16 protein-coding genes and 1 pseudogene are annotated in these 17,990 nt (G+C 73.0%); 10 read left to right on the top strand and 7 right to left on the bottom strand.

Features of this window, described 5'->3' with window-relative positions; all coding sequences use genetic code 11:
- The first annotated feature begins 56 nt into the window (after positions 1–56).
- Both ACFZBP_RS39600 and ACFZBP_RS39595 read left to right on the top strand, forming a co-directional pair.
- Positions 57–1,649, top strand: a complete 1,593-nt coding sequence (locus ACFZBP_RS39600; RefSeq protein ID WP_391420869.1) for an FAD-linked oxidase C-terminal domain-containing protein — start codon at positions 57–59, stop codon at positions 1,647–1,649.
- Between the two features lie 107 nt (positions 1,650–1,756).
- Positions 1,757–2,638 carry a YegS/Rv2252/BmrU family lipid kinase gene (locus tag ACFZBP_RS39595; protein ID WP_391420812.1) on the top strand — a complete coding sequence of 294 codons (882 nt, stop codon included), beginning with the start codon at positions 1,757–1,759 and terminating at the stop codon, positions 2,636–2,638.
- A gap of 53 nt (positions 2,639–2,691) precedes the next feature.
- Here the strand turns inward: ACFZBP_RS39595 and ACFZBP_RS39590 are convergent, their stop codons facing one another.
- Positions 2,692–3,060: a helix-turn-helix transcriptional regulator gene (locus ACFZBP_RS39590; RefSeq protein ID WP_383452915.1), complete on the bottom strand. Its 369-nt coding sequence runs from the start codon at positions 3,058–3,060 to the stop codon at positions 2,692–2,694.
- Positions 3,061–3,278: 218 nt separating this feature from the next.
- Between ACFZBP_RS39590 and ACFZBP_RS39585 the strand changes: the two genes are divergently transcribed.
- The 3 genes from ACFZBP_RS39585 to ACFZBP_RS39575 all read left to right on the top strand — a co-directional run bounded on the left by ACFZBP_RS39585 (position 3,279) and on the right by ACFZBP_RS39575 (position 6,676).
- Positions 3,279–3,953, top strand: a complete 675-nt coding sequence (locus ACFZBP_RS39585) for an anti-sigma factor antagonist (protein WP_383452917.1) — start codon at positions 3,279–3,281, stop codon at positions 3,951–3,953.
- A 59-nt stretch (positions 3,954–4,012) separates the two neighbouring features.
- Entirely contained in the window at positions 4,013–4,465 is a 453-nt protein-coding gene (locus ACFZBP_RS39580) for an NAD(P)H-dependent oxidoreductase (protein ID WP_391420811.1), read from the top strand.
- Positions 4,466–4,621: 156 nt separating this feature from the next.
- Entirely contained in the window at positions 4,622–6,676 is a 2,055-nt protein-coding gene (locus ACFZBP_RS39575; RefSeq protein ID WP_391420810.1) for a DUF1996 domain-containing protein, read from the top strand.
- Positions 6,677–6,831: 155 nt separating this feature from the next.
- Here the strand turns inward: ACFZBP_RS39575 and ACFZBP_RS39570 are convergent, their stop codons facing one another.
- Together ACFZBP_RS39570 and ACFZBP_RS39565 are read right to left on the bottom strand one after the other, a co-directional pair.
- Complete coding sequence (locus ACFZBP_RS39570; RefSeq protein WP_391420809.1) at positions 6,832–7,593, bottom strand: DUF2071 domain-containing protein; 762 nt, start codon at positions 7,591–7,593, stop codon at positions 6,832–6,834.
- 4 nt (positions 7,594–7,597) lie between these two features.
- Entirely contained in the window at positions 7,598–8,263 is a 666-nt protein-coding gene (locus tag ACFZBP_RS39565; RefSeq protein ID WP_391420808.1) for a TetR family transcriptional regulator, read from the bottom strand.
- Positions 8,264–8,320: 57 nt separating this feature from the next.
- Between ACFZBP_RS39565 and ACFZBP_RS39560 the strand changes: the two genes are divergently transcribed.
- Both ACFZBP_RS39560 and ACFZBP_RS39555 read left to right on the top strand, forming a co-directional pair.
- Positions 8,321–9,007: a class II aldolase/adducin family protein gene (locus tag ACFZBP_RS39560; RefSeq protein ID WP_391420807.1), complete on the top strand. Its 687-nt coding sequence runs from the start codon at positions 8,321–8,323 to the stop codon at positions 9,005–9,007.
- On the top strand, positions 9,004–9,930 hold the full coding sequence (locus ACFZBP_RS39555) for a PfkB family carbohydrate kinase (protein ID WP_391420806.1): 927 nt from the start codon (positions 9,004–9,006) through the stop codon (positions 9,928–9,930). Before ACFZBP_RS39560 ends, ACFZBP_RS39555 begins: the two co-directional genes overlap by 4 nt.
- Before the next feature lie 97 nt (positions 9,931–10,027).
- On the opposite strand, the gene ACFZBP_RS39550 is transcribed toward ACFZBP_RS39555, so the two are convergent.
- Genes ACFZBP_RS39550 through ACFZBP_RS39535 form a run of 4 tightly spaced genes read right to left on the bottom strand, consistent with a single transcriptional unit; the run spans position 10,028 to position 14,488 of the window.
- On the bottom strand, positions 10,028–11,020 hold the full coding sequence (locus tag ACFZBP_RS39550) for a TAXI family TRAP transporter solute-binding subunit (protein ID WP_391420805.1): 993 nt from the start codon (positions 11,018–11,020) through the stop codon (positions 10,028–10,030).
- Positions 11,017–12,435, bottom strand: coding sequence for an ATP-binding protein (locus tag ACFZBP_RS39545; RefSeq protein WP_391420804.1), 1,419 nt, complete (start codon positions 12,433–12,435; stop codon positions 11,017–11,019). Before ACFZBP_RS39545 ends, ACFZBP_RS39550 begins: the two co-directional genes overlap by 4 nt.
- 18 nt (positions 12,436–12,453) lie before the next feature.
- The gene (locus tag ACFZBP_RS39540; protein ID WP_383452935.1) at positions 12,454–13,125 is read right to left on the bottom strand and encodes a response regulator transcription factor; all 672 of its coding nucleotides are present in this window, start codon (positions 13,123–13,125) and stop codon (positions 12,454–12,456) included.
- A gap of 16 nt (positions 13,126–13,141) precedes the next feature.
- A complete protein-coding gene (locus ACFZBP_RS39535; RefSeq protein ID WP_391420803.1) occupies positions 13,142–14,488 on the bottom strand; it encodes an MFS transporter in 1,347 nt (448 codons plus the stop codon).
- A 110-nt stretch (positions 14,489–14,598) separates the two neighbouring features.
- Here ACFZBP_RS39535 and ACFZBP_RS39530 point away from each other — a divergent pair.
- From ACFZBP_RS39530 to ACFZBP_RS39520, 3 genes and pseudogenes are all read left to right on the top strand, one after another.
- Positions 14,599–14,940: pseudogene (locus ACFZBP_RS39530) on the top strand (DUF3533 domain-containing protein); the annotation flags it as partial.
- 264 nt (positions 14,941–15,204) lie between these two features.
- Positions 15,205–16,410, top strand: coding sequence for an FAD-dependent monooxygenase (locus ACFZBP_RS39525; protein ID WP_391420802.1), 1,206 nt, complete (start codon positions 15,205–15,207; stop codon positions 16,408–16,410).
- On the top strand, positions 16,410–17,948 hold the full coding sequence (locus ACFZBP_RS39520; protein ID WP_391420801.1) for a hypothetical protein: 1,539 nt from the start codon (positions 16,410–16,412) through the stop codon (positions 17,946–17,948). Before ACFZBP_RS39525 ends, ACFZBP_RS39520 begins: the two co-directional genes overlap by 1 nt.
- Positions 17,949–17,990: the final 42 nt, after the last annotated feature.

The raw sequence follows: 17,990 nt of genomic DNA, 5'->3' as shown, positions 1-17,990 counted from the left end.
CTGCGAGGCCGTCCGGGACACGGCATCGCTCGAATCGACCGGTGAGGACGACAGTGATGGACATGCTGTGGAGTGGCTGGGGCGACCCGGCCAAGGCGGCGCCGCTGCCCGAGACCGTGACCGGGCTGCTGCGCGACCTGCTCGGCGTCAAGCCGCGCACCGCCGCGCCGATCGCCCTCGAGGACATCGTCGTACCCGAGCCGCGACTCGAACCCGCCGCCCGCCAGGCCCTGTTCACCGCGGCCGGGGGCGAGGAGCACGTCCGCACCGACGCGGAGACCCGCATCCGGCACACACGCGGCAAGTCCACCCCCGACCTGCTGCGGATCCGCGACGGCGAGGTCGAGGACCTCCCGGAGGCCGTCGTGCTCCCCGCCGGCCATGACGAGGTGCTCGCCGTCCTGCGCGTCTGCGCCGAGCACGGCCTGCCGGTGGTCCCGTTCGGCGGCGGCACGTCCGTCGTCGGCGGTCTCGCCCCCGGCCGCCGCGCCCCCTTCGTCGCACTGGACCTGCGGCGCATGAACCAGCTGCTCGCCCTCGACCCGGTCTCGCGCACCGCCACCCTGGCGCCCGGCCTGCGCGCCCCCGAGGCCGAGGCACTGTTGGCGGAACACGGCTTCACCCTTGGCCACTTCCCCCAGTCCTACGAGTGGGCCACCATCGGCGGCTTCGCCGCCACCCGCTCCAGCGGCCAGGCCTCCGCCGGACACGGCCGCTTCGACGAGATGGTCCTCGGCCTGACCCTCGCCACCCCCGAGGGCACCGTCGACACCGGCCGCGCCCCCCGCTCGGCCGCCGGACCCGACCTGCGCCAGCTCCTGCTCGGCTCGGAAGGGGCGTTCGGCGTCATCACGTCCGTCACCGTCCGGATCCGGCCCGTGCCCGAGACCCGTGTGTACGAGGGCTGGCGCTTCGCCTCCTTCGACGAGGGCGCCGCCGCGCTGCGCCGCCTCGCCCAGGACGGCCCGCGCCCCACGGTGCTGCGGCTGTCCGACGAGACCGAGACCCTCGTCGGCCTCGCCCAGCCCGACGCGATCGGCGCCGGACCGGAGTCCGCTGCCGGATGCACGGCGATCACCGGCTACGAAGGCACGTCCGAGGACACCGCCCACCGCAGGGAGCGTGCCGCGACCGTCCTGCGCGACTGCGGCGGCACCCCGCTGGGCGAGGAACCCGGACAGCGCTGGGCGCACGGCCGCTACTCGGCCCCCTACCTCCGCGACGCCCTGTTGGATGCGGGCGCGTTCGCGGAGACACTGGAGACGGCGACGTTCTGGTCCCGCGTCCCCGAGCTGTACGCGTCCGTCCGTGACGCCCTCACCACCACGCTCACCGAGACCGGCACGCCGCCGCTGATCATGTGCCACATCTCCCACGTCTACGAGAACGGCGCCTCGCTGTACTTCACCGTGGTCTCGGCACAGGGCGACGACCCGGTGGCGCACTGGGAGCGGGCCAAGCACGCCGCCAACGAGGCGATCCTCGGCGCGGGCGGCACGATCACCCACCACCACGGCGTGGGCACCGACCACCGCGACTGGTACGTCCGCGAGGCGGGCCCCCTGGGCATCGAGGCGCTGCGTGCCGTGAAACGACGGCTGGACCCGGCGGGCGTACTCAACCCCGGCGTCCTGCTGCCCCTCGACTGATCCACCCCACCGGTGCCCGACCCCGGGCCCGCCCACCCACCGGCTCAGCCACTCGCCCAGCCGCCCGCCTCCGGCAGCGCCCTCCCGTCGGCCCGAAAGGCACATCGATGCGACAGTTCACCGCCATCGTCAACCCCACGGCGGGGGGATCCGCCTCAGCCGCCGCGCTGCTGGAGGTGGCCCGGCCGCTGCGGGAGGCCGGGGCCGACCTGGAGACCGAGTACAGCCGCAGCCTGGAACACGCTCGGGAACTGGCCCGGGACGCCGGGGAGCGGGGCCGGGTGGTGCTCGCCGTCGGCGGCGACGGCATCGCCGGCGGCGTCGGCGGCGCCCTCAGCGGCACGGACGCCCTGCTCGGCCTCGTCCCGGCCGGCCGCGGCAACGACTTCGCACGGGCGCTGAACCTGCCCACCGACCCCGCCGCCCTCGCCCAGGTGCTGCTCCACCACGAGCCCCGGCGGGTCGACACCATCGAGGTCGAATCGGCCGTCCACCAGCGCACCGTGGTCCTCGGCAGCGTGTACGCCGGCGTCGACGCACTGGCCAACCGCCACGCCAACCACTCCACCCTGCTGCGCGGCGCCGCGTCCTACTACGCGGGCGGCCTGCGCGCCGTCACCACCTGGCGCGCCGCCCACTACCGGGTCACCGTCGACGGCCAGGAACACCTGCACACCGGCTACACGGTCGTGGCCGCCAACTCCGGCTACTACGGTTCCGGCCGGCACATCGCCCCCGACGCCCGCCTGGACGACGGTCTGCTCGACATCGTGCTGATCCGCGAGGCGCCGCGCCGGCTGTTCTTCGCCCTGATGAACGACCTCAAGACGGGCGCCCACATCCACCGCCCCCAGGTCCGGATCCTGCGCGGCAAGGAGATCCGTATCGCGGCCGACCGCGCGGTGCCCTATGGCGCGGACGGCGAGGTCGAGGCGGCCCTTCCGGTCACGGTCAGGGTCCTGCCGGGGGCACTGCGCGTCCTCGCCTGACCCCGGCCCGCAGGTCGTTCCGCGCGGCCGGTTCAGAGCCGAGGCCCATCCTCTCAGCTGCCGTCCATCGGCATCCGCGGCCGCGCCGCCTCCAACTGCTGCGAGGGTGCCGGGCCGCGGTCCGCCTCGGCCTGGACGAGGAGTGAGAGCAGCTCGGCCACCTTCAGTCCGGCCTCGGCAGGGTGCCGTAGCACCTTGGCGGGGTCGATCCGATAGGTGTTGGTGCGTCCCTCCCGGGTGTGCGAGAGGTACCCCTCCCGCTCCAGATCAGAAATGATCTTCTGGACGGCGCGCTCCGTGAGGCGACAGTGCGCCGCGATGTGTCGGATACGCACGTTCGGATTGTCGGCGATGGCGGCCAACACCCGGGCATGGTTGGTGAGGAACGTCCATCCGGTGTGCGGCTCAGGGGCTCCGTCCATGGACCAACCTTACGACCGAGCGTTCACGTATACAAAAACACGCACTGCATTTCATGTATCTGTTGACGTGTTCGGCTGTTCGGGTTCACTCTGGTACGGACGACGGGGAAGCAGCATCTGAGGGAGAGGCGGTCATGCCGGAGCTCGCGTCCTCTGCACAGCCCCCGGACGGGGGCGCTGCCGATCGTGCAACCTCGGGCACGCCGGCGGTGAGTCCGGTGTACGCACTGGTCACCACCGTCCGCCCGGAGGGTGACCGACTGCTGGTGAAGGTCTCGGGGGAACTCGACCTCGACGCCAGCGAGCGCTTCCGAGGCGTTCTGCGCGAAGCCCTGAGCCGCTCGATCCGTGGCATCGACCTCGATCTGGAGGGTGTGTCCTTCTGCGACTGCTCCGCCCTCAATGTCCTGCTCCACGTGCGTCACCGCGCCCTGGAGCAGTCCAAGACGGTCGTCATCCACTCCACCAGTGCGGCGGTCGACCGGCTGCTCGCCCTGACCGGCACGCGCCCGCTGTTCGGCTGCGCGGACCCGGACGGGGAAGCAGGCACGGCTGCGCAGGCCCGGGACACGGCCCAGGACGCGGGGCCTGACGTGGAAGCCTTCGAGGACACCCATCACGACCTGCGCATCGAAGTGGCCCAACTGCGACGGGCCATGCAGACCCGGCCGACCATCGACCTGGCCCGCGGCATCCTCATGGCGTCCTTCAGCCTCAGCTCCGAGGAGGCCTGGACGGTCCTGGTCTCGGCCTCCCAGAACACCAACACCAAACTGCACTCCCTCGCCGGCGAACTCGTCACCGCGGTCAAGGGCGACGCCCTGCCCGACGAGCTTCAGGAACATCTGTCGGCCGCGGTCGCCAGGGTCAGTTCCGTCGCTCCCGAGCAGTGAGGGCGACACCCCGGACGACAGGGTTGCGTCGCGCGGCGGCGCACCGGCAGGGTTCGGATGTGCCCACCTTGCTGATCGTGCATCACACACCGTCGCCCAACTGCCAGGCCCTGCTCGAAGCCGTCGTCTCCGGTGCGACCGCACCGGAGATCGAGGACGTCGAGGTCGTGCGCCGACCGGCGCTGTCGGCCACGGCCTCCGACGTGCTCGCCGCCGACGGCTACCTCCTCGGCACCCCGGCGAACCTCGGCTACATCTCAGGCGCCCTCAAGCACTTCTTCGACCAGGTCTACTACCCCTGCCTGGACGCCACACAGGGCCGACCCTTCGGCTACTACGTGCACGGCGGCAGCGACGTCACCGGCGCGGTACGCGCGATCGAGTCGATCACCACGGGCCTCGGCTGGCGCCGCACGGCGCAACCCGTCAGCGTCACCGGCGAACCCGCCAAGACCGACACCGAGGCGTGCTGGGAGCTGGGAGCGACGCTCGCCGCCGGCCTGATGGACTGACCTGGGACCCAACACCCCGTCCCCATCAGCGTGTTTGACCTCCCTGTGAGAAATTTCTGTGAATCCGTGAGGCGTTTGAACACCACGCGGCCCGTCTCCGTATAGGACCGGGGGATTTTCATGCCCTGACCGACCACGAGGCGTAGGAGTACTTCCTTGGGACGCAGCACGCGAAGACGCCCCACAGGCGCACGGCGCGCGACCTTTGCAGCGGTCGCGCTGATGTTGGGCGGCGGCGGCCTGGTCGCGGCCAACGTCTATGCCTCGGCGACCGAGGACGGTGGCACGGACCCCGTCAAGACGTTGTCCTCACCGGCCGGCACGATCGACTGCCCGGACGTGGGCGGCGAACTGACGGCCGTGCCGGACGCGGCGAAGGAGGACGTCGCCAAGGAACTCGCCCTCCTGGACCAGCAGATCGCCGACGCCTACCAGCGGTTGCAGGAGTCGGCCCAGGCCATCCAGCAGGACGCCGGCTTCGCCGACAACGCGATCATGAACCCGCTGAAAGAGAAGCGCGCCGCGACGATCGAGCGGATCGCCATCGCCGTCGACCGCACCTCGGACCGGCCGCAGGGTCTGGAGGCCCTCGCCCCGTGCACCCTGCGCGCCGCCGACAACGGCACCGGTGACGACGGGACCGGCGACGCCCAGGAAGAGGGCGGCGACAACCAGGAGGGCGCCGACCAGGGCGGACAGCAGCCCGGTGACGGCGGACAGCCCGGCAACGGCGGACAGGCGGGCAACGGCCCGATCGCCGCGGACTACGTGGACATCACCGCCGTACAGCCGAACGTCTCCAGCCCGGCCCCTCAGAAGGGCGCGTCCCGAGGCACCTTCGCGACCAGCTGCGGCGTGAACGAGAACGGCCTGTTCAACTCCGACAACGTCATCGTGGCTCCCGGTGTCTCCAACGGCGCCCACCACTTCCACGACTACATCGGCAACCAGTCCAACGACGCCTTCGCGAGCGACGAGGACCTGGCGAACGCCGAGACGAGCTGTGTCGACCAGGGCGACAAGTCCACGTACTACTGGCCGGTGATCCGCCTGCAGAACGGCGCCCAGGAGCAGGACGCCAACTCGCCCGGCGGCGGCATCGAGGGCAACGCCGGCGAGATCGTCACCCCCAAGGACGTGACGCTGACGTTCGTCGGCAACCCGCGTGGCAAGGTCACCGAGATGCCGCGGCTGCTGCGCATCATCACCGGCGACGCCAAGGCGTTCGTCAACGGCACCGCCAACGCCAACGCGTCCTGGAGCTGCACCGGCTTCGAGGACCGGCAGCTGAAGGACAAGTACCCGCTGTGCCCGCAGGGCAGCGACGTGGTGCGCACCTTCAAGTTCCAGAGCTGCTGGGACGGTCAGAACATCGACAGCGCCAACCACCGCACCCACGTGGCGTTCGCGGCGGCCGACGGCAGCTGCCCGAGCGGCTTCGAGCCCATCCCGCAGCTGGTGCAGCGGATCGTGTACGACGTCGACGCGCCTAGCCTCGAGGACGGCGGCCGGACCAGCCCGCTGTTCGCGGTGGACTCCTTCCCCGAGCAGCTGCACAAGCCGGTCACCGACCACGGCGACTTCATCAACGTCTTCGACGAGGACCTGATGCGGGAGATGGTCGACTGCATCAACGAGGGCCGCGAGTGCGGTGTCGGTGCCGACGACGGCGATGACCCGGGCCAGGAGGAGCCGACCCAGCCGCCGACCGAGGCGCCCACCACCCCGCCGGCCGACAACGACGACCCGAAGCCCGGCGACGGCGGCGACAAGCCGACCGAGGCCCCGGCGACCGAGCAGCCCGCGACCGAGGAGCCTGCCACGCAGGCCCCCGCGACCGAGGCGCCCAGGACCGACGAGCCCGGGACCGACGAGCCCGGGGCCGAGACGCCCGCGACCGACCCGGCGAAGGACGACAAGCCCACCGTGTCGAGCACCGTGGCCCCCAAGGCCTACGGCACCCCGTCGGCCACCGCGCGGGCACAGGACGGCTCGAAGGACGACGGCGCCGGCGCCGACGCGGGCAGCACTCCCGCGCAGACGCAGCCCGCCGCGGGCGGCGAGCAGTCCGGCGGCGGTTCGGGTACGGAACCGCAGGCGGTCGGAGACCTCGCCGAGACCGGCACCACGCTGTGGCCGGCCGCGGCCGGAGCCGTCCTCCTCATGGCCGGCTTCCTGCTGCTGATGCGCACGAGGCGCCGCGCCGGCTGACGGTGAGCGGCCGCCGTAACGGCGCCTGATCTCCGTACGCGCCCTCGGGGCCCGGACTGGTCCTTCCCGTCCGGGCCCTGCTCGCTGCACTCGACCGCGCCGCTACGGCGTGACCCCCTGGTCCACGATGGCGCCGCAGGAGATAGGTCGGTGGATCAAGGCGTCGGGATGCCCGCCGGACGGGCCGGGCGGCCGAGGCGGACCGGGACGCCGGGGGAGTACAGGACGCTGACCGGGGCCTCGCTCGGGGCGGGCAGGCCGGCCGCCGCCACGAGGTTCTCCTCGCAGCCGATCAGCTCGGCACGGTACAGCGACCAGCGAGGATGGTGGTTGGGCAGGTACGCCAGCGGCTCGGGTCCGCCGAAGAAGGCGTTGTGCATGCCCCAGCGGGCGGTGAGGAAGTGCTCCAACTCGGTGGGTTCCTCGATGCGTTCACCCGTCCGTACGGTGATGCGGCTGGCGGCGCCGCGCGGACCTGGCCAGCGGCGCGAGCTGGTGTACGTGACGGTGTCGCCGGCCGTGCGGACGGCCATCCGCGACCACAGGTACGGCAGTCGGAAGCCCACCCGCCCCATCACGACCGGGATCAGCCGCGAGGCGTCCATCGAACGGAACACCACGCCCCGCCGCCCGTGCGCGTCCACGGAGTACAGGCGCACGTTGGTCTCGGGAAACGTCCCGAGATACGGCACCCCCGGCAGCCGCAGCCAGCCGACCCGATGCATCCGGAACGCGACGAGCCCGACGTACGTGACCCCGTCATGAGTGTCCGGAACGGTCCCCCTCGGCAACAGCCCCGCCACGACCTCCGGTGCGACCGCCCAGTGGATGAAGGCGAGGTCGAGCCACCGCTGGGTGAGCAGGGGCACGCCTATGGCGGCGGGGGCGTCCGGAGTGACGGGAGCGGGATTCGGCATCGGGTCAGGATGGCAGCCCCGGATAGCGTGCGGCGACCCCGGTGAGATACCCGCGCAGCATGAGCTTGGCCTCGTCGAGGAGGCCCGGATCGCCCTCGGGGTCACGGCGGAACGCCTCCTGCGAGAGCGCGTCGGCGGCGAGCACCGCGGCATGGCAGGCACGGGCGAGGGCCTCGTCGTCCCGAGCGAGGCCGAGGGCGAGCAGGACGCGCCGGACGCCGTCCGCCATACGGCGCTTGTGCGCACGGTCCGCGGCGCGGGTCCGCTCGGTCAGACCGCTGCCGAACCACAGGGCCCTGAAGCCGTGCTCGGTGCGGTAGATCGCGGCGTACGCGTCGACGAGGACACCGACCGGGTCGTCCCACCGCTCGGCCTCCGCCGCCCGGACCAGGTCGTCCATCGCGGACTCCAGTCGGGCGAAGTAGCCGGCCGCCAGCGCGTCCACGATCGCGTCCCGGTCGGGCAGGTACTGGTACAGCGAGCCGACCGAGACCCGGGCCTCCGCCGCGACACGCGTCGTCGTCAGAGCCTGGACCCCCTCGCCGACCAGGACGCGTTCCGCGGCCTCCAGGACGCGGGCCAGCCGTGCCTTGCTGCGTGCCTGCTGGGGAGTGCGCCGCAGGGTGACGTGCCGACCGCCGTCGCCGGGCTGCGCCACGGGATCGTCCATGTACGGCCTCCGAACCTGAACGTGACTTTGTTTCAGGTTTACGTTACCGTCGCGTACATGACCGACTCAAGCTCGGCGCTGGGTCAGGAGCGCGCCGCGGTGGCCGAAGCGAGCCGTCGGCTGGGGGCCGAGGGGCTGCTCATCGGTACGGCCGGCAATGTCAGCGTGCGGTTCGACGACCGGGTCGCCATCACGGCGACCGGCGCGGTGCTCGCCGAACTGACGGCCGACCAGGTGACCGTCGTGGACCTCGACGGAAAGGTCGTGGCCGGGACGCTCGCACCCACCTCGGAACTCGACCTGCACCTCGGCGTCTACCGCCGCTACGGCACGGGCGCGGTGGTCCACACCCACGCGCCGATGGCGACCGCGCTGTCCTGCGTCCTCGACGAACTGCCCTGCATCCACTACCAGCTGCTGACCCTGGGCGGCTCGGTGCGCGTGGCGCCGTACGCCACGTTCGGCACCCCGGAACTCGCCGAGTCCGTCCTGGACGCGCTGGAGGGCCGCAGCGCCGCACTGATGGCCAGCCACGGCGCCCTCACCCATGCCACGACGCTGGACAAGGCGGTCGAGCACGCGCTGCTCCTGGAGTGGGCCTGCGGGGTCTACCAGCACGCGGCCGCCCTCGGAAAGCCCCGCGTCCTCGACGAGCGGCAGCAACTCGCGGTGATCGAGGCCGCGCTCGCCCGGAACTACGGCACCACCCACCCCGTACCACCCGCGCAGGAGGGAAATCGATGAACGTCGTCACGCTGGGCGTGCATGTGCTGGACGTGCTGGTGCGGCCGGTCGAGGCCATACCCGAGGGGCAGGGCGCCACCCTGGTCGAGGACATCAGGATGACCGCCGCCGGGACGGCCGGGGGCACCGCTCTCACCCTCGCCAAACTCGGCGCCTCCGTGACCAGCGCCGGCGCCATCGGATCCGACCCCACCGGCGACATGCTGGTCCAACTCCTGGGCGCGGCCGGCATCGACACCCGCTTCCTCGTCCGCCGCACGGACACCCCCACCTCCGCGAGCGTGCTCCCCATCCGTCCAGGCGGCGACCGGCCCTCACTCCACCTGCTCGGCGCCAACATCACCTACGGCCCCGACGACGTGCCCTGGGACGCGCTCGCCGAAGCGGACCACCTCCACCTCGGCGGCCCCGAACTGATCGGCGTCGACACCGCCACACGCATCCTGTCGTACGCCAAGGAACACGGCGTGAGCACCTCGGTGGACCTTCTCGCGCCCGGCGCGCTCGGCAGCTTCGAGCAGATCGAGTCCCTGCTGCCCTTCGTCGACCACATGCTGCCCAACGAGGACCAGGTCCTCGGCTTCACCGGCGAGGACGACCTCGTCAAAGGCGCGAACAGGCTCCTCGCCGCCGGAGCCGGCCTCGTCGCGGTCACCCGCGGCGCCGACGGCGCCCTGCTGGTCACCCCGGACGGCACCCAGAAGGTCCCCGCCTTCGCGATCGACGTCGTGGACACCACCGGCTGCGGCGACGCGTTCTCGGCCGGCTTCGTCCGCGGCACGGGCCTGGGCCGCACCCCGTACGACTCGGCGGTCCTCGGCTCCGCCGCGGCGGCCCTGGTGGCCCAGGGCCTGGGCAGCGATCACGGCGACTTCGACCTCGCCGCCGCCGACGCCTTCGCCACGGCCCACAAACCCCGCTGACCATGACGGCCTTCGACCCGAGCGGGCGGCGGCTGATCCGGGCCGGCCGAGGAGGGCGCCGCAGCGATCCTGAGCCCGGTGCGGGGCGGCGCCGACGCTACCCGTGCAGCTCGCGGTAGGCCGCCACCGCCCCCGGGTGCAGAGGCACCACCCCCGTGGAGATCAGGCTGCGGGCGTCGAGGAACTGCGTGCCCAGGGCCGTGGTGGGGACGAGGCGGGCGGCCCGGCGTACCAGGACGTGCGTGAGGGCGGCGGCTACGGGTGCGGGCAGGTCGGGGCGGCACAGGAGCAGATTGGCGACGCCGATGGTGGTGACCTCGGGCGTGCCGCGGTAGGCCCCGGCCGGCACGGTCACCGGCTCCACACCCGAGGCGAAGAGTCCCGCGTCGGCGCGCAGGTGGGCCAGGAGGTCGACCAGCGGCAGGAGCCGGATGCCCGGGCGGGTGTCGAGGCCGGAGAGAGCCGGCAGTGGGAGCCCGCCCGACAACAGGAGGGCGTCGATGGCGCCGTCCCGCATGGCGCTCACCGCCTGGGGCAGCAGCAGATGGCGGACGCGGACGTCGGTGCCCGGGGTCAGGCCCGCGGCCCGCAGCAGGCGGTCGCCGAGGACGGCACCGCCGGACGCGGGCGCGCCCAGTGAGACGGTGCGCCCCGTCAGGTCGGCGACGGTACGGATCGGCGCGTCGGCGCGCACGGCCAGCTGAAGGTAGTTCTCGTAGACCCGGCCGATGGCACGCAGCGGAACCCGGCTGCCGAACGGCGCCGAACCGCCGTACGCGGCCCCCGCGATGTCGGCCAGTGCCAGCGCCACGTCGGCTCCGCGCGCCCGAAGGAGCCGTATGTTGGCCACACTGGCCTCGCTGTTGATCACCTCGCAGGACAACTGGGGGTAGGCCTCCCGCACCTGGTCGGCGAGCAGCCTGCCGAAGGCCGCGTAGAAGTTGCCGGACTCGCCGGTCGCGATGCGCAGCCTGCCCTTCGGGCCGTGGTCCGTGCGCCGGGCGTCGGCCGCCCCGACGGCCGCGAGCAGCCCCGTGCACGTCACTCCGAGGGCCGCGCGCAGGGCGGTGCGGCGGGCCGGGCCGGTCATGGCGTACGCCCCTTCGGAGCCTGCGTCCCGTGCTCGCCGCGCGGGAGCACGACCCTGACGACAAGGCCGTGCGGCTCGGCAGACGAGAGGTCGAGGTGGCCGCCCCGGCCGGCCACGAGTCGCTCGGCGATCGCCAGGCCGAGGCCGCTGCCGCGCACCTCGCGGTTGCTCTGCGAACGCCAGAAACGGACACCCGCCTGCGGGAGTTCCCCCTCGGCGAGCCCCGGCCCGTCGTCCCGTACCTCGAACACCGCCTGCGGGCCCTCGGCGAAACAGCGCGTAGTGACGCGGGCGCCGTTCCCGGCGTACTTGATCGCGTTGTCGAGCAGGATGTCGGCCAACTGTGCCAGTTCGCCGTCCGTGCAGGTCGTCAGGACGGTGGGGCCGGGGGAGAACTCCAGGTGGACGCCTGCCTGTTCGGCCACCGGGTGCCACAGCCGGGTCTGGGCCGCGGCGACCGCCGTCGCGTCGCAGGACGCCGCCCGCTCCTCCGTCACGGCCAGTTCGCCGGCGCGGTGCTCGGCGTGGGCGAGGGCGAGCAGGTCGTCCAGGAGGCGCTCCATGCGTTCGAGTTCGGCGGTCACTCCGGTGTAGGTGCGGGTGGCGGAGTCGGGCAGGCGGAGCTGGAGCGAGTCGATGCGCAGACGCAGGGCGGCGAGCGGGTTGCGCAACTGGTGCGAGGTGTCCGCCACGAGCCGGCGCTGCTGCTCCAGTGCGGTGGACACGGCGTCGGCCATGCGGTTGAAGCCGGTGGCCAGCTGACGCAGTTCGGGCGGGCCGCCCTCCCGGGCGTGCTCGGCGGGCAGCCCGGCCGCGAGCGCCCCCACCGCGCGGTCCAGGCGGTGCAGGGGCCGTACGACCCACCGGGTGGCGGCGCGGGCGAGCAGCAGACAGGCCACGGCGAACAGGCCCGCACCGGCCAGGACCAGCGCCCAGCGCAGCGCGATGTCGTCCGCCGCGGCCCGCACCGAGGCCCGCAGCACCACGGCACCGGACACCCGCGTGCCGGTCCCCACCGGCCGGGCGAGCAGCTTGTCGCCGCGTGACCAGGGGCGCAGCGTGCCCCCGGGCGAGACCGGCTGGTTGCGCAGCGCCGCGTCGACCAGGCGGGCGACGGCCGGGTCGGCCGCGCGCAGGCCGCCGGTCTGCGCCACCGGGGCACGGCGGGCGTCGACGACCACGACGGCCTCGCCGTACAGCTCGGTGTACCGGGTGACCTCGGCGCCCAGCGCGCCGGTGTCGCCGCTGACGGCGGCCTGCTCGGCCAGCCCCGCGAAGCGGTCCAGGTCGGCGGTGCGGGCCGCGACGAGCTGCTCGGTGCGCTGGGTGGCGGTGACGCCGAGCAGCGGCACGGCGAAACCGGCCACCGCGAGCACGGCGAAGGCCAGGACGACCGTGAGGACCCGGGTACGCATGCGAGATCCCCGGCCCGCTCAGCCGCCGAACCGGTAGCCGAAGCCGCGGATCGTGGTCAGCACCTCAGGGCGGCCGATCTTGGCCCGCAGCTGGGTGAGATGGACATCGAGCGAGCGGGACACCGCCAGATAGGCGTCGCCCCACACCTCGTCCATCAGCTGCTGGCGGCTGACCGCCGTACCGGCCCTGGCCGCCAGCGCGGCGAGCACCGCGAACTCCTTGGTGGTCAGCCGCACCTCGGTCCCGCCGACCGTCACCCGGCGCGCGTCGAGGTCGACCTCGACATCGTCGGCGCGTACCGTGCGCGGCGCCGGAGCGACGGCAGTCGCGGCAGCCGTCGCTGCCCGGCGCGTGACGGCCTCGATTCGGGCCAGCAGCTCCGCCAGCCGCACCGGCTTGACCAGGTAGTCGTCGGCGCCCAGCCGCAGCCCCCGCACCACCGACCGCTCGTCGCCCCGCGCGGTCAGCACCACCACCGGAAGGCCACTCACCGCACGCAGCTTGCGCAGCACCTCCAGTCCGTCCAGATCGGGCAGGCCGAGGTCGAGCAGCAGCAGGTCGGCCTGCCGGTGCCGGACGAGGACCTCCTCGCCACGCCGCACCCGACTGGGCAGATGACCGTGCTCGTACAGGGCCTCGGTGAGGGCGTCGGCCACCCCGTCGTCGTCCTCGGCCAGCAGCACGCGCACGGTCGCCTCCCTTCCGTCAGTGGTCGCGGGTCTCGCTCTCCAGCGGCGATCCGTCGGACGTCTCGCGCATCCGAATGTAGACGAGCAGCGAAATCAGGACACAGGCGGTGACGTAGTAGAAGTACCAGCTCTCGTGCCCGGCGTTCTTGAACCACAGGGCCACGTACTCGGCCGTCCCACCGAACACGGCCACCGTCAGCGCGTAGGGCAGACCGACGCCCAGCGCCCGGATCGACGTCGGGAACAGCTCCGCCTTCACCACCGCGCTGATCGAGGTGTACAGGGAGCTGACCGCCAGCGGCCCGACCATCAGCAGGAACGCGTACACGGGATCGCTGGTGTGCGACAGCAGCGTCAGCGAGGGCACCACGACCACCGCGCCGAGCACCCCGAACGCGATCAGCATCGGGCGCCGACCGACCCGGTCGGACAGCAGCCCCATGACCGGCTGGAGCAGCACGAACACCAGCAGCGCGAAGAAGTTGATCCAGGCCGCCGTCGGTTTGGCGATGCCACTGGTGTTGACCATGAACTTCTGCAGATACGTGGTGTACGTGTAGAAGAACAGCGTGCCGCCCATGGTCAGCCCGACCACGACCAGGCACTGCCGGGGGTACGACAGCAGCATCCGCAGGCTGCCCCGCGTGGGCCCGCCGTCCTTGCCGTCGTCCCCCTCGGCCACCGCGCGCTCGAAGCTCTCCGACTCGTCCATGCCGCGCCGCAGCCACAGCACGACGACCGCTCCCGCCGCACCGACCACGAACGCGACCCGCCAGCCCCACGCCTCCATCTGCGCCGCGCTGAGCACCTGCTGCAGCACGATCTGCAGGCCGAGCGCGGTCAGCTGGCCGGCGATGAGCGTGACGTACTGGAAACTGGAGTAGTAGCCGCGCCGGCCGGGCGAGGCCACCTCCGACATGTAGGTGGCCGACGTCGAGTACTCACCGCCCACCGACAGGCCCTGCAACAGCCGCGCGGTCACCAGCAGCACCGGCGCGGCCACTCCGATCGCCCCGTACGACGGCGTCAGCGCCACGATCAGCGAACCCGCCGCCATGAGCGTCACCGACAGCGTCAGCGCCGCGCGCCGCCCCCGGCGGTCGGCGTAACGGCCGAGCACCCAGCCGCCGATCGGCCGCATCAGGAAGCCGACCGCGAACACCGCGGCGGTGTTCAGCAGCTGCGCCGTCTGGTCGCCGGACGGAAAGAACGCGGCGGCGAAGTACACGCTGAACGCGGTGTACGCGTACCAGTCGTACCACTCGATCAAGTTGCCGATCGATCCGCGCACGATATTGCTGACGACCCGGCGCTCACCGCGGCGCGACTCCCGCGCGGTCGCCGGCGTGGTCTGTGTGGCCATCGAGAACTCCCTTGTCTGCGGCCCGGAAGCACACAGAGTCGACGGCACGACACGGCCGTTCAACAGGGCGAACGAAGTCCTAACAGTCCCTTAGGGCTGAGGCGGCGGCAGGCGGCGGCGGGGCCGTCGTCCTCGCCTCGGCGAGGACCGCGCGCGCCCTCCAGACCCTGCTCGGCCTGCTGGGCACCGGCGTCGTCGTCCTGCTCTTCGTGGTGCTGGGCAATCCGAGTTCCGGCGGCGTCCACCCGGCGCCGCTGCTCACCTCCTTCTGGAGCGCCATCGGCCAGGCCCTGCCCCCGGGCGCGGGCACCACCCTCGTCCGCAACACCGTGTACTTCGCGGGCAACGCCACCACATCGGCGCTCTGGGTGCTCGGCGCCTACGCGGCGGGCAGCGCGCTGCTCGCCTGGGCGGCTGCGAGGCGGCGCGAACGCCGGACCGCCGAGGCCTGACGGGGGAGAGGGGGCGGGTCCGAGAGGTACGGTCCGCCTGGACCACGCGTGGACTCGCCCCGCCCGCCCTGGAAACTCGGATCGCTCCAGGCTGTCCGCCGCCCGCAGCGCGCTGTCGCGTGCCCTGCCGCACGTTGACAGGCCAGTGCCGACATGCTGCTATAAGCGCTGCTCAGCAGCCCTGCGTCGCAGCGCACGCCGCTCGGGCAACGGACCGACGGCCGCCCGACCGAGGGCGGCGCCCAGAGCCCAGAGCGAGGACCCATGCCGCAGCGTGCCGCGACCATCGTCGGCGGCGGGATCAGCGGCCTCGCGGCGGCCATCGCCCTGCACCGCCGGGGCTGGCGCGTCGAGGTGCTGGAACGAGCCCCGGCGTTCACCGAGATCGGCGCCGGCATCTCCCTGTGGCCCAACGCGCTGCGCGCCCTGGAGACGCTCGGCCTGGCCGGCACCGTCCGGGCCCTCGGCGCCGTCGAGGCCACCGGCGGGGTACGCGACCGGCAGGGCCGCTGGCTGTCCCGTACGGACAACGCGGAACTGACGCGCCGCTTCGGCCACCCCCTGGTCGTCCTGCACCGCGCCGACCTGCTCCGGGCGCTCACCGACGCGCTGCCCGCCGACAGCCTGCGGCCGGACAGCGAGGTGTCCGCGATCCACGACGAGGCCGGCGGCGTGATCGTCGAACACCGCGGGGGCGAGTCCCGGGCCGACCTCGTGATCGGCGCCGACGGCCTGCGCAGCGTGGTCCGTAGCGCCTTGTGGCCCACGGCGGCGGGCCCCCGGTACGCCGGATACACCGCCTGGCGCATGGTCACCGATCCCCTCGCCGACCCGCCCGCCGAAGGCGCCGCGACCTGGGGCCGCGGCGAGAGGTTCGGCTACACGGCGCTGCCGGGCGGACGGATGTACTGCTTCGCCACCGCGTCCCTGCCACCGGGAGCGGCCTCCGCCCCGTCCGAGCACGCCGAACTGCTGCGCCGCTTCGGCTCCTGGCCGGATCCCATCCCCGCTCTGCTGGCCGCCGTCCGCCCGGACAGGGTGCTCCGGCACGACCTGTACGACCTGCCGCCGCTGCCCTCCTTCGCCCACGGCCGCGTCGCGCTGCTGGGCGACGCCGCCCACGCCATGACCCCCAATCTGGGCCAGGGCGCGTGCCAGGCATTGGAGGACGCGGTCACCCTCGCCCACTGCTTCGACGACACCCCGGACATCACCGCCGCGCTCGCCTCGTACGATCTCCAGCGCCGCCCTCGCACTCGAGCCGTCGCCCGCCGCTCCGCCCGCCTCGGCACGGTCGGCCAGCTGTCGTGGCCGCCCGCCGTACTGCTGCGCGACACGGCCGCCCGGCTGACACCGACGCGGGCCACGCTGCGATCCATGACGCCGATCCTCGGCTGGACCCCGCCCTGTGCCCCGGCGACCACGGCACTGAGCGAGACCCAGAGCGAGAGCCAGAGGGAGGGCCGCTGATGCCGGACTGGACGTACCACCCGCTGCGCGGCGCGGCCGCAGCCGTCCTCGGCGAACGCCGCTCGCAGCGCACCGCCCTGCGGCTGCTGGCCTCGATCGGCTCCCGCCCCGCCGGCGCACGACTGATCGCCCGGGGCTTCGGTCACCGCCACCCACCGCAGCGACTGGCCGGCGAGACGGCCGGCGTGCCCCTGACCGTCCGCCTGGGCATATCCGTGCCGCCCTCGCTCGCCCACGACACGATCCGCGCCATGCCCCCGCTCGGGGCCGGTGTCGTCGAGGTGTCACCCGTGTCGGCCGCCGACGTCGAGACCGTACGGGAGGCCGCCGCGGGGCGTTCGATCCCGGTGGTCGTCCGTGCCCGCGACGTGGAGACCGAGGCCGCTCTCGAGCCGCATGTCGACGGGTTCACCGGCGACGACGCCCGGCACCTCGTCCGCGTGTCCGACCCGTCGGTCACCGCCGCGGCAGCCGCGCTCGCCGATCCGGACACCGTCGTACTCGCCCGTCCCGAGGTACTCGTCGAGGCCGGACCCGGCTGGTTCGCAAGGGTCACCGAGGCCGCCACCCCCACAGCACCCGCACCACGCCTACGCGACCTCGGCCGCGCCCCCCGCCGCTGGCCCGCCTGGTGGTGGGCGCTGCTCGTCGGGCTCGGCATGACGGGCGCCGGGCTCGGCGCCGCGGTGATCACCCTCGGACCGGTACTGCTCTGGTACGACCGCGACTACCTCGGCATGACCCTGCACCAACTCCACGCCGCCAACCACCACCTCGTGCACTTCCTCCAGCACGACCGGATCACCATGGCCGGCACCATGGTGGCGATCGGCGCCCTCTACACCGGCCTGGCCGTGGGCGGGATCAGACGCGGCTGGCCCTGGGCCCGCGAGGTGTACCTCATCTCGGGGGCGATCGGCTTCCCCACCCTGTTCTACTTCCTGGCCACCGGCTTCGTGGAACCCCTGCACACGGCAACCGCCCTCGTGCTGTTCCCGATGTACCTGGCCGCCGTACGCCGCACCCCGCACGCGCCGCGCTGGCGCCTCGCGTCCGAAGGGCCGGAGCCGGAGCGACGCCGGGCACTGGTCGGGCAGCTGCTGCTCATCGTCACCGGAGCGGGGCTGTTCGTCGGCGGAGCGGTGATCTCGGTGGTCGGTCTGACCGGGGTCTTCGTGCCGAGCGACCTGACGTTCCTGGGCACCAGCACACCGATGCTGGAAGCCGTGAACCCCCGGCTGGTGCCCTTCGTCGCCCACGACCGGGCGGGCTTCGGCGGCGCGCTGATGTCCGCCGCCGTCGCGATCACGCTGCTCAGCGCGTGGGGCTGGCGACGCGGTGAGAGCTGGGTCTTCTGGACCCTGGCCGCGGCGGCGACCGCGGGTTTCCTCCCGGCCGTCGTGGTGCACGGTGCGATCCACTACACCGACTTCCTCCACCTCGCGCCGGTCTACCTCGGCATCGCCCTCACCGGCACCGGCCTCCTGCTCGCCCGCCCGTACCTGTGCGCCGAGGTGGCGACGGGCCCCACCGACTGACGAGCCGCCAGACTTGACCTTCTCGCATCGACCGGCCTACCA

Source organism: Streptomyces sp. NPDC008086 (assembly GCF_042957325.1).
Lineage (GTDB): Bacteria > Actinomycetota > Actinomycetes > Streptomycetales > Streptomycetaceae > Streptomyces.
This window is presented reverse-complemented; position numbering and strand designations above follow the sequence as displayed.